The organism is uncultured Capnocytophaga sp. (assembly GCF_938029845.1).
Taxonomy (GTDB): Bacteria; Bacteroidota; Bacteroidia; order Flavobacteriales; family Flavobacteriaceae; genus Capnocytophaga.
This window is the reverse complement of sequence record NZ_CALHGG010000004.1, coordinates 1-13,306: the sequence shown is the minus strand read 5'-3', so window position 1 is coordinate 13,306 and position 13,306 is coordinate 1. Positions and strand designations below refer to the sequence as shown.

At 41.2% G+C, this 13,306-nt stretch carries 7 protein-coding genes; all 7 read right to left on the bottom strand.

Features of this window, described 5'->3' with window-relative positions; all coding sequences use genetic code 11:
* A partial coding sequence (locus Q0625_RS00165) for a hypothetical protein (RefSeq protein ID WP_298822880.1) occupies positions 1-3,277 on the bottom strand: 3,277 nt, incomplete at its 3' end.
* A 571-nt stretch (positions 3,278-3,848) separates the two neighbouring features.
* A complete protein-coding gene (locus Q0625_RS00160; protein WP_298822878.1) occupies positions 3,849-4,277 on the bottom strand; it encodes a DUF559 domain-containing protein in 429 nt (142 codons plus the stop codon).
* A gap of 799 nt (positions 4,278-5,076) precedes the next feature.
* Positions 5,077-5,382, bottom strand: coding sequence for a DUF3467 domain-containing protein (locus tag Q0625_RS00155; RefSeq protein ID WP_298822876.1), 306 nt, complete (start codon positions 5,380-5,382; stop codon positions 5,077-5,079).
* Positions 5,383-5,387: 5 nt separating this feature from the next.
* Positions 5,388-9,671, bottom strand: a complete 4,284-nt coding sequence (gene rpoC, locus Q0625_RS00150; protein ID WP_298822874.1) for a DNA-directed RNA polymerase subunit beta' — start codon at positions 9,669-9,671, stop codon at positions 5,388-5,390.
* 576 nt (positions 9,672-10,247) lie between these two features.
* The gene (locus tag Q0625_RS00145) at positions 10,248-10,571 is read right to left on the bottom strand and encodes a barstar family protein (RefSeq protein WP_298822872.1); all 324 of its coding nucleotides are present in this window, start codon (positions 10,569-10,571) and stop codon (positions 10,248-10,250) included.
* Between the two features lie 58 nt (positions 10,572-10,629).
* Positions 10,630-12,258, bottom strand: coding sequence for a carboxyl transferase domain-containing protein (locus Q0625_RS00140; protein WP_298822870.1), 1,629 nt, complete (start codon positions 12,256-12,258; stop codon positions 10,630-10,632).
* A 229-nt stretch (positions 12,259-12,487) separates the two neighbouring features.
* Positions 12,488-12,961, bottom strand: a complete 474-nt coding sequence (locus Q0625_RS00135; protein ID WP_298822868.1) for a DUF2271 domain-containing protein — start codon at positions 12,959-12,961, stop codon at positions 12,488-12,490.
* Positions 12,962-13,306: the final 345 nt, after the last annotated feature.

Here is a 13,306-nt window from a genome sequence, read left to right as displayed (position 1 = left end):
GTAATGCTGAAATTGATGCATCCGTGAAGTTCGTTACCTTCAATGGGATCTCTTTTTTATCTGTATTTCTGGAAACAGGGGTTGCACAGCCCATACCTGTTTTTAGGGTATAGGTAACAAAATACTTAGCCCCTTCTTGAGGAAGGAAAGTAAGAGTCGAATGCTTCTTATCCGCCAAGGACACGCCGTCCAAGGCTGAAGAAGGCTCTGATTTCCATTCTATATTATATACTGTCTCAGAGAGATCCACCGAAAGGGTCATAGGATTGTTCCAACAAGCCTCTGTCAAATCCGAACTTACCGTTGGCGCTACCAAGCTACCAAAATCAGGTACTCGTACTTCTCGGTCGAGACAACCTGACTCGAATTTTACCTCATAGGTATCACTTCCTGTGAGCTTAGGTACATTATTGAAAGTAGCAAACGCATCTGACAAGTTAGCAGGTCTTGTAGCCACGGTTACAGGAGCAATTGCAGTACCACTGGCATCCACTGCTACCGTCTTATTACCCCCTGATACCTTATATAAGGTATAGGTAATAGGGTACTGTGGCTCAGAGCCGTCTGGAAGTTCCACACGTACAAAGCCGGTATTAGGATCTGCAGGATCACACATTCCTATAGAAACCGTAGGATCTACTTCATTGAACTCTTCTACTTTAATTTTCTTATAGAATATATTATCAGCAATAATACCTCGTCCTCGTCTGCTAGCGTTATATCCATAAGTATAACCCTTTGCTTCAGGATTGTCTATTATGGTATGCCAACCTATCCAAATAGGATCTGCTGCAATTCCTATCAAATAATCTCCTGGCTCAAGATTCCCTACTTCTCCTTGCATTACGGACTTATTAGGATCAGGTGTAGGAACTTCTACCAAGTTAGCTACCCCTTTTTCCTCTCCTATCCTCGTATGTAAATCTGAGTTTGATAGAGAGGTTGGATTTGTATCTTTATAGATACGCATTTGTGTAAATCCAGTAGTTGTATTCTTTCCAAAAGATCCTTTAAATATAATTTTACCTCGTGTATTCCCTGAAGAACAATCTATTTCTTTCTTTGTACTTAGATCATATTCTACAGCTGGAGGAGCTACTACTCTGTAAGTTTCTGTATATGAACCACATCCTGCAACTTCTAATTTAACTCTATAATCTCCTGGTGGAATATCAGTTAACCAATATATTTGATCATGTCCTCCATTCATAGAAGGATAAAGTTCAATTGTCTTAGGAAAAGTAATTGTATATTCTCCTGCCAAATTCCAAGGACCTGTAGCATTAATTTTCATTGTTGTTTGTCCGTCTACGCGACTCAAAGTAACTTTCAGATGATTTGCATCAGTAATAAAGTTACGTAACCCGCTAAAATCGGCATTCCCATTTCCTATAGCCAATACATTTCCTCGATTAGGTGCATCCAATATTGTTCTTGAATCACTTATCGCTGTTTTAGGTGTACCTGGGTGATGAGGTATCGATATATCTTTTAAAAGATTATTAGATATGGAAGCATTTGTAAATTCTATAGATTGAAAATTTCTACAATTACTTCCTGCCCCATAACTAAATCCTTGTACTGCATACTGTACTCTATATTTACTATAAGAAAGATTTGTTGTTGTTAACAAGTGTGTACTTGTTGTTGTCTCATCATAGAATCTAAACATGGTATTGACATCTGTTGTAGGGATATCTACCCATGATCCTGATGAATATCCTTGTAACTTTCCTTGTACATTATTAAGCTTACATAGCCCCATATAGGAAGTATAACCATGTACAGATTCCATATTATATTGAAACTGTGTCTTGAATATCGCTTTTTTTGGACAAGCACCTACTCCTCCTGGATTTGCTTCTGTTTTTATATAAGTAGCTGGATAAGCTGCCGTATTAATAGGTGTTACTGTATGAGTATAAGCAGGCAAAACATTTCCTGAGCAATCCTCATAAGTTAAAGTCAAGACATCTCCTACATTTATTGTGTTTGATGTTTTAAATATCATGGGACGATTCCACTCCCAAAAACGGAATTCACTAGCTCCATATGTACTTATAGAACCTGATGTTGTAGGTAATAGTTGATCATTATTTGTAAAAGAAACCTGCCATGGTGTTCCTCCTCCATTAGGCTGAACCCTTAGAGTATATTTCCCTGGATAAAATAAATTCCTATCTGCTTGATATCTATAGATACCCCCAAAAGCTACATCATATGAATTGCAATTGTTACATTTAGGTGCTAAACTAACAAATAATCTATTAGGAGAGAAAGTATAATTTTTCTTTAGTTCCCTAGTAGCTGTACAACTAGAGCCATTATCTCTTATAGTAACTTTATACGTTTTATTAGCTTCTATTTTTTTACTCGATTCAGGTACCAACCGAGCGGTAGTAGTCGCCCCTGCACCTTTAGCAACTATGCGGCTAGCAATAATCACCTCGTTGGTGTCCTTATTTACCAATTGAACGGCAAAAGGCCCTGTACCGATAGCGTTATCCAAGCGTACAGTAAGGGAACCCTCAGGGGTAATTCCAGGGGCTGCTGGCTGACATATTTCCATTAGTGGATCGGCAGCCAAGAAAGAACCTGCGGCTGCCTTGGTAGTATAAGACAAGTTACTCTTAGGTTCAGTACGAGAACAGCCTGCATTACCTACTTGGTCTGTAACTTCTATCTGGTAAGTCGTGCTGGGTTTTAGCCCTATAAGATCTATAGGAGTCTCAGTACCTGACTTATTGGTAATGGCGGAGGTTACTGCAGGGGTAGTCTGTCCTATTTCGTAGGCTTTAAGTACAAAGGGACCTACCCCATTCTTTATTTTAATGGTAATCTTACCTGAGGCTCCACACTCTCCCCCTGCGGCTACTTCGGTGGCAGCCGTTTGGGATGTGTCTACCTGAAAACCATTGTAAGTACCTGTGATAGAGATTCTATTGGAAGTACCTCCATAGCCTACTTCTCCTGTTTTCTTTTGTACTTTTACGATATAAGCACCATTAGAAAGCCCTGTAAAAGCGGCTTTTTTCTGAGTAGGATCAAACGTTTGGCGCGCTTGCTCACGATTGTTCTTAAGCAAAATAGCCCAATAATCACGCAAAATAGACGCATCTGCATTCCAGTTTACCGTAATATTCCCTCCACAAGGAGTTCTCCCTATGGTAGTGGTAAACTGTGGAGGTGCCTGCGCCAAAGCAAACAGTGGCAGCAGTAGTGCTACTACATACAGCCAATACTTCTTCATTTTCAAAGCGGATTTATTGATTTTCATTATCTTATAATCTTTCATTGCTCTTCACGAGGTATTTTGTCCGCAAATTTATAAATTATTATTAATATACAAAGTATTTTTTCAAAGTTTTTTTTGCAAAAACGTAAATTTAACTTTTTTGACAAGATAAATCTACTGTAATCACATGATAACAAATGAGTTATAAAATTTGCTAATTTGTCGATGTGTCAATTTGTTGATTTGCTGATTTGCCGATTTGACAATGTGTTGATTTGTCGATGTGTCCCCTTCGTTGGTGCGAGTCACATACTCGCTTCCAAGTATTCAGCGACTTTAGCTCGTACCTACTATCAGTAGAGGCTGTGGCTCCTGAGGGGAATTGTGACCTCCATTGTTATAGGCTCAAGCTAAGGTCAAAACCTCCCCCTACCCCCTCCAAAGGGGGAATGAGATAGTTGAGATAGTTAATATTCTTTGTATAAGTCTGATTTCCTGTCTTTTATAATGATTATTACAATTTCTAAACGTATGTATTCCCCCTTTGGAGGAAGTCGCGAGAGCGAGTATGTGAAGAGGGGGAGGTTCTATCTTAGAAAAAGGGAGGGAAGTTTCAACTCAAAGAGGGGGAAAGGGGAGTTATAGGAGGGGTAGATTCCTCATATAAGTCATTTTGTTCTTTTTTCAACTCTTCTATCTTAGTCTCCAAAGACAAAATAACACCAAACATATTATATTTTATCTCTTTATTAGTGAAACGTATAAAGGTAATCCCATATTTTTCCATCTCTCCTTGCCTTTGTGCATCTTCTATATATCTGAAATCATGGATACTTCCATCTACTTCAATAGCTAACCTTATCTCCTGACAATAAAAATCAACAATATATTCCAAAATAGGTACTTGTCGTTTAAACTCTACACCCAATGCCTTATTTTTTATCTGTTTCCATAATAGAATTTCACACAAAGTACTATTATTACGTAATTCTTTAGCATATTCTCTTAACTTTGGATTGTAAGGAATGATATTATTATTCATTATTTTCTTTTTTAAATTATTCACTCAAGTTTCACAAGTCATTTTTAGGTTATAATTAGATCTGTAATTAGTTAATAATCAATATATTACAAAATAAACCTCCCCCTTGCACCCTCCGAGAGGGGGAATAAATTCGTTGAAAAAGATAAAAATTGTCTATCAATCTGGAAAATGTCCTCTCTCTAACTTCTTGAGAATCATAAACTATCTCATTCCCCCTTTGGAGGGGGGAGGGGGGGAGGTTTTTGAATATCAATAAGTTACAGAACTGGCGAAACTTAAATTATTCACTCAAGTTTCACAAGTCGTTCTTAAATTATAATCTGATGTATAAATCATTGTATATCAATTATTCATAATAGTATCTTATTGTAACTCTGCTTGTAACCTCCCCTTTACTCTGCTTGTAACCTCCCCTTTACTCTGCTTGTAGCCTTTCCCTTTACTCTGCTTGTAGCCTTTCCCTTTACTCTGCTTGTAACCTCCCCCCTACCCCCTCCGAGAGGGGGAATGAGATAGTTGAGGTAGTTAATATTCTTTGTATAAGTCTGATTTTCTATCTTTTATAATGATTATTACAATTTCTCAACGTATGTATTCCCCCTTTGGAGGGGGTGGGGGGAGGTATTTTATAAATGCTTCGCTGGTGCGAGCTTGCAACTCGTGCCTACTATCAGTAGAGGCTGTGGCTCCTGCTAGCGAAGGGAATTACAGCGTTTGTACGACTTGAGTAGAAAAGTAAAAGGTAAAAGATTTTACCTTTTACCTTTTACTTTTTAGTTTTTAGTTTTTAGTTTTATTACGCTTCGCCAGAGCCAGAGAAGTGGGATTGCTTACCGAATACCTCTTCGTCTGTAGGGAGATCCTTATCGTGTTCGTACTGATAAAGATTGGTGCTAAGATTCTGCATGAGATGCTTGGCTTGGGAAGGGGTCATGATAACCCTACTCTGTACACGTGCCTTGGGCATCCCTGGCATGATAGAAATAAAGTCCAAAACGAACTCAGTATCGGAGTGATTCACTACCACCATATTGGCATAGATCCCCGCGGCTACTTTATCATCTATCTCTATATTTATTTCCCTTTTAGTTACCTTTTCCATAAGGTTTATAGGTTGACATTCTGTTTTACTAAATCTCTGCGTGAGCCTACAATGATATTCTCATAACGCTTCATACCCGTACCTGCTGGGATACGATGTCCTACGATTACGTTTTCCTTAAGTCCGTCTAAGCTATCCACCTTACCTTGTACTGCTGCTTCGTTAAGCACTTTGGTAGTTTCTTGGAAGGAAGCCGCTGAGATAAAGGACTTAGTCTGCAAGGAAGCACGTGTAATACCTTGTAACACAGGTACTGCCGTAGCAGGAATAATGTCACGAGCTATTACTAAGCGCTTATCTTGGCGCTTGAGCAAGGAATTCTCATCGCGTAGTTGTCGCATGGTTACAATCTGTCCTGCTTTGAGGTTTTCAGAGTCACCCGCATCTTCTACTACTTTCTTACCGAAGAGCTTGTCGTTTTCCTCGATAAAGTCGTCCTTATGTACCATTTGTTCTTCAAGGAAGAGGGTATCTCCTGGATCTTGAATTTCCACCTTGCGCATCATCTGGCGTACGACTACCTCAAAGTGCTTGTCGTTGATCTTCACCCCTTGTAAGCGGTATACCTCTTGTACTTCATTTACCAAATATTGTTGTACCGCTGATGGCCCTTTGATACGTAGGATATCCTCTGGAGTTACTGAACCATCGGAGAGTGGCATACCTGCACGTACGTAGTCGTTCTCCTGTACGAGTACTTGGGAAGAAAGTTTCACAAGGTAAGTACGTTTTTCTCCTGTTTTGGATTCAATATAGATTTCTCGGTTACCTCGTTTTACTTTTCCGAAGGACACTACCCCGTCTATCTCGGCCACTATGGCAGGGTTAGATGGATTACGCGCTTCAAATAACTCAGTTACACGAGGAAGACCCCCTGTAATATCCCCAGACTTAGCGGATTTACGTGGTATCTTTACCAAGATACGACCTTCCTTAATCTTTTCCTTATCATCGACCATGATGTGAGCACCAAGTGGTAGGGTGTACGAACGTAGGATATTGCCTTCTTTATCCTGAATATGCATAGTAGGAATGAGTCGCTTGTTACGAGACTCGGAGATTACTTTCTCTTGGAAGCCTGTTTGCTCATCTATCTCTACTTGGAAGGTAACTCCTTGTTCTATGTTCTCATAAGCAATTTGTCCAGAGAACTCAGAAATAATTACCGCATTATATGGATCCCATTGGTTAATTACATCCCCTTTCTTTACGCTATCTCCATTTTTCTTGAAGATGAATGAACCATAAGGAATGTTGGAGGTACTGAGTACCATACGAGTATGAGGCTCCAATACCTTCACCTCGGAAGTACGAGAGATCACCACCTCTACTGGGTTGCCATCGTAGTCTTCTCCCTTAACTGTCTTAAGGTCATCGATTTCGAGGATACCATCAAAGTGGGCGATAATCTTGTTCTCTTCGGAGATGTTACCCGCAGTACCCCCCATGTGGAAGGTACGCAAAGTAAGCTGAGTACCAGGTTCCCCGATGGACTGTGCCGCTACTACCCCAACAGCTTCCCCTATTTGTACCATCTTACCTGTGGAGAGGTTACGTCCGTAGCACTTAGCACAAATACCATGCTTAGCCTCGCAGGTGAGTGCTGAGCGTACCTCAATAGCCTCAATAGGGGCTTGGTTTATCTTATCTACGGCATCTTCGCGGATTTCTTCGCCTGCTAGAACGATAATCTCTTCATTAAGAGGGTTAATAATATCGTTCAGTGCTACACGACCCAATACGCGTTCACCGAGAGTTTCAATTACTTCTTCATTTTTCTTCAATGCACGTACCTCAATACCACGAAGTGTACCACAGTCATCTGTATTGATGATTACATCCTGAGATACGTCTACCAAACGACGGGTAAGGTAACCCGCGTCGGCTGTCTTAAGCGCCGTATCGGCCAACCCCTTACGAGCACCGTGTGTAGAGATGAAGTATTCCAAGATAGAAAGCCCTTCCTTGAAGTTGGACAAGATCGGGTTCTCAATAATCTCACCTCCGCCGGCAGTGGATTTCTTTGGCTTAGCCATAAGACCTCGCATACCAGTGAGCTGGCGTATCTGTTCCTTGGAACCACGCGCTCCTGAATCAAGCATCATATATACGGAGTTAAATCCTTGTCTGTCCTCACTGATGCGCTTCATGGCAAGATCCGTAAGGCGGGCATTGGTAGAAGTCCATACATCAATCACCTGGTTATAACGCTCGTTGTTGGTGATAAGCCCCATGTTATAGTTGCCAATGATACCTTGTACTTGTTCGTTGGCATCGGCAATCATGTCTTGCTTTTCCTTAGGGATAATGATATCTCCCAAGGAGAAGGAAAGTCCCCCTTGGAATGCGAACTTGTACCCCATCGCCTTGATGTCGTCCAAGAACTCAGCGGTACGAGGGATACTTGTTTTCTTTAGTACGTGACCAATGATATCACGGAGGGATTTCTTGGTCAATATGGTGTTAATATAACCAGCCTCTGGGGGTACTACCTCATTGAAGAGGACACGCCCTACAGTGGTGTCTATAAGTTTAGTTACAATATTGCCATGTTCGTCAAGGTCTTTAGTACGTACCTTGATAGAAGCGTTGAGGTGTACCTTATGCTCATTGTAGGCAATATTCACCTCCTCTGGAGAGTAGAATACAGAGCCTTCACCTGCGATAGGTTCCTCTGGGGTGCTCTTGCGCATCTTAGTGATGTAGTAAAGCCCCAAGACCATGTCCTGAGAAGGTACCGTAATCGGAGCTCCATTGGCAGGGTTCAAGATATTATTGGAAGCCAACATGAGCATCTGTGCTTCAAGGATAGCCTCAGGCCCAAGAGGTAAGTGTACCGCCATCTGGTCACCGTCAAAGTCAGCATTGAACGCCGTACATACTAGTGGGTGTAGACGGATTGCCTTTCCTTCGATCAACTTAGGCTGGAACGCCTGAATACCCAAACGGTGCAAAGTAGGAGCACGGTTCAGTAGCACAGGATGTCCCTTGATCACATTCTCCAAGATATCCCATACTACAGGCTCTTTCTTGTCTATAATACGCTTGGCTGATTTTACTGTCTTTACAATCCCACGCTCTATGAGCTTACGGATAACGAAAGGTTTGTAAAGTTCCGCAGCCATATTCTTAGGCAAACCACATTCGTAAAGTTTTAGCTCTGGCCCAACCACAATTACCGAACGAGCAGAGTAATCCACACGCTTACCAAGTAGGTTTTGGCGAAAACGTCCTTGTTTTCCTTTGAGAGAATCAGAAAGGGATTTGAGCGGACGATTGGCATCGGTTTTTACGGCAGAGGATTTACGGGTATTATCAAAGAGGGAATCCACAGATTCCTGCAACATACGTTTTTCGTTACGCAAAATCACATCAGGCGCCTTAATTTCTATCAAACGCTTGAGACGATTGTTACGAATGATTACACGGCGATAGAGGTCATTGAGGTCGGAGGTAGCAAAACGTCCCCCATCCAAAGGCACCAACGGACGCAATTCAGGCGGAATCACTGGAATGACCTTCATGATCATCCATTCAGGGTTGTTCTCCCTATTCTTTTGAGAATCGCGGAACGCCTCCACTACTTGCAAGCGCTTAAGAGCCTCGGTCTTACGTTGCTTGGAGGTTTCTGTATTGGCACGATGGCGCAAGTCATACGAAAGCGCATCGAGGTCAAGCTCATGCAAAAGATCATAGAGTGCCTCAGCCCCCATCTTGGCTACAAACTTGTTAGGGTCTGTATCCTCCAAGTATTGGTTTTCCACCGGTAGAGACTCCATTATATCAAGGTATTCCTCCTCGGTAAGGAAGTCCATTTTCTCCAATGGTTCTCCAGTAAGAGACTTAGCAATCCCTGGTTGAATAACGATATAGCGTTCGTAATAGATAATCATATCCAACTTCTTGGACGGAAGTCCGAGCAAGTAACCTATTTTATTAGGCAAAGAACGGAAATACCAAATATGAGCCACAGGCACCACCAAGTTGATGTGACCTACACGCTCACGACGTACTTTCTTTTCGGTTACTTCCACCCCACAACGATCGCACACGATTCCCTTGTAGCGGATGCGCTTATACTTTCCACAAGCACATTCGTAGTCCTTCACAGGCCCGAAAATACGCTCACAGAATAGTCCATCGCGCTCAGGCTTATGGGTGCGATAGTTGATTGTCTCAGGCTTGGCCACCTCACCACGAGATACCGCTAGGATACTCTCAGGAGAAGCCAATCCGATAGAGATTTTGTCAAATCTCACAGTTGCATTTTTCTCTTTTACTCTTGCCATAGCATTTTTTAATAACAAAATTTGTTCCTATTTGGACAAATACACGAAAAGAGGAGGCGACACAACCCTCTCGGCCATGTTACCTTCTCTACTATTATCTTTCTACCTAATGATATGAAAGACAAGTACTTATATGCTCTACGAAAGTCAAAATAACTTCTATAAAAACACTTTACCAAACTGAGTGCAAAAATAAAAAATATTTTTCAAAGTAAAAAGTAAAAGGCAAAAAAAATTAAAAGAGGCGAATTACCACACATACCCGTTTATATAATTTCACTCGCTATTCGTAATAAAACGCAATGAATTGCGTCTCTACGGATGACCATGCCAAACAAAGAATCATCTTAGCCAGCGTTCGTGTAGAGACGCAATTCATTGCGTCTTAGAAAGGTAGAAACGTAATTTATTACGTCTTAGAAAGGTAGAAACGTAATTTATTACGTCTTAGAAAGGTAGAGACGTAATTTATTACGTCTAAAGGTAGAGACGCAATTCATTGCGTCTTAAAAAATTAGCAGTAAAAGAGCAAATTACCGCACATACTCGCTTATGCAATTTTACTTTTCACTTTTTTCAGTATTCAAATTGTACATTTTTGTTAGGGTCAGGATTTCCTGCCCAATAAGCCCTATAGAGGTCTAAGCTCTTTCGAATCTCTCCATAAAGGGCTTCATTTCTTTGGCGAAGGTCGTCCAAGTGGTAGAACTTAGCCAATACATGTTGGTGCTCTATCCAATCCAAAGATTGCATACAGTCGTCCAAGCCGTCAAGGGTGTACCCAAAGTAATCAGGCAGAGAGAATGTCTCCTTCATCGTACTAAGGAAGGCACGTTCGTTCTGGACATTTCTCAGGTCAATGTGAAACTCCAAAGCGTTTTTTCTAATATATGTACTCATTTCTATTAGTAAATATGTAAAATATAGTGTTTTTCTATCAGTCCCAACATCCTCTCCCCTATACCTGAATCACTCCTAAGTTAAATGATTTTTCTATAGGAGCTCCATTAGCGGCTTCTATCCCTTGTGATATCCACAAGCGGGTATCCAGTGGATCAATGATTGCATCTGTCCATAGGCGTGCAGCTGCATAATAAGGAGTCGTTTGTTGGTTATATTTTTCTTGAATATTCTCTAATAGTTCGTTCTCTCTCTCCTGAGAAATGGTCTCTCCCTTGCGCTTAAGGGTAGCCGTTTCTATCTGTAAGAGAACTTTAGCGGCTTGTGCTCCACCCATTACGGCCAAATTAGCTGAAGGATATGCCACAATAAGGCGTGGATCGTAAGCCTTGCCACACATAGCGTAGTTGCCTGCCCCGTAGGAGTTACCTACTATTATGGTAAATTTAGGCACTACCGAATTGGCTACTGCATTCACCAGTTTCGCTCCGTCCTTGATAATACCCCCATGCTCGGACTTGCTACCGACCATAAAGCCCGTAACATCCTGTAGAAAGACCAGCGGAATACGCTTTTGGTTACAGTTGGCGATGAAGCGAGTTGCCTTATCTGCACTATCAGAATAGATAACGCCACCTATCTGCATCTCCCCTTTTCGGGTCTTGACCACCTTGCGCTGATTGGCAACAATTCCTACCGCCCAGCCATCTATACGTGCATAGCCTGTAAGGATTGTCTGTCCATACCCCTCTTTGTATTCTTCCCATTCGGAATTATCCACAATACGTAGGATTAACTCCTTCATATCATAAGGTTGGGTACGACTAATTGGCAATATACCATATATATCATTAGGATTCAGCTTAGGAGCCACACTCGTTACTCTGCTAAAGCCTGCCTTAGGTGTATCGGCTATCTTATCCACGAGGTTCTTAATCACGTCCAAAGCATCTTGATCATTCTCACACTGATAATCGGTAACCCCACTAATCTGACAATGAGTAGTAGCCCCGCCTAAAGTCTCGTTATCGATATCCTCCCCAATAGCAGCTTTGACTAAGTAGCTACCCGCCAGAAAGATACTTCCTGTTTTGTTAACTATGATAGCCTCATCACTCATAATAGGCAAGTAAGCCCCTCCTGCGACACAGCTACCCATCACAGCAGCTATCTGGACGATACCTTGGCTACTCATCTGGGCATTATTGCGGAAGATGCGACCAAAGTGCTCCTTATCAGGAAAAACCTCATCTTGCAAAGGCAAAAACACCCCCGCACTATCCACCAAATATATAATGGGTAAGCGGTTCTCCATGGCAATCTCTTGAGCTCGGAGATTTTTCTTACAGGTCATCGGGAACCAAGCACCTGCTTTTACAGTTGCATCATTGGCCACTACAATTACCTGGCGACCACGTACATAACCTATTTCCACCACTACCCCTGCCGAAGGACAACCTCCATATTCCTTATACATACCCTCAGCGGCAAAGGCTCCAATCTCCAATCGCGGCTTATCCTTATCCAATAAGTAATCTATACGTTCACGAGCTGAGAGCTTTCCCTGTTGGTGTAGCTTCTCAAGGGCTTTCTCTCCCCCTCCTCGCTTAATCTGTTCCCAGCGCTGGCGCACTTGGTCTCGCACCAGCTTATTGTGATCTTCGTTCTTATTAAAAGCTAAATCCATACAGAACGTTTTCAAGTTGCAAAGTTAAGAATTTTTATTATTTAAACAAGTTTTTTTGATTACTTTTTTCAAAAAAGATATTTTTAACTGTTAATGAAATGTTATTATACTTGTATTCAATTAGTTATCATGAGTACTACATAGCTTTTTATGCTTTAGCTCCCACGTATTTCACAGGATTTTAAGTTCTGTGCAATGCGCGGGAGACTTTTGCTATATTGAATTCTTGTTATTTGGGCAGGCTCAGACGTACATAGCGAACATAACCCGTTCCTTCCGTCTTCCCTTTGAGGGCTTCAGTAGTGAAAGGCACTTGAGCATCAGTGGTATAGTAGTATTGATCCTCCACAGCGGATTCGAATCGGATTTTATATCCTTGGTCTAAGAGGTTCTTGTCCAAGTCTAAGACAATATTTTTGCGATCTCCCTGAGTGATAGAGGCGCCTGTAATCGCATCTATCTTTTCTTGCTTTTCACTGTGGAAACCGAACCATTTTTTGAGGGAGTCATAGTACTTACTATTATCTCCGAAGACATAGAGCGTTTTCACATAATGATCCTGTGGATCTATAAGGGATACCACCATATAAGCCCCTTCTCCTGTATAGTTGGCCATCTGTACCATACATTTGAACTTGTCCTGTGCGTGTACTGCAGCAAAGGCAAAGAATGCCAAAAAGGCAAAACCAATTTTCCTTATCATAATTTTGAACGTTTTTGAAATAATGCGCAAAGATACGATTTTTATTTAGGTAACAAGATAAAAATAATAAGGTAAAATAACAATCTCCCATCAGCTGTCAATCGTTAGTCTATTTTGACCAATCACTGACCACTGACTTCTGCCCTCTGCCTACTGACCACTGACCACTGACCACTGAGAACTGACCACTATAACAGTATAGATAAAAACAATAGTAATTTGGTTTTTGATATATATTTTCTTTATACTTTTGCAACCGTAAAACAAAGATAATCTATAACAAAAAAATAATCATAATATGTCATTAGTAGGAAAAAAATTCCCAAACATTACTGTTGACGCCAT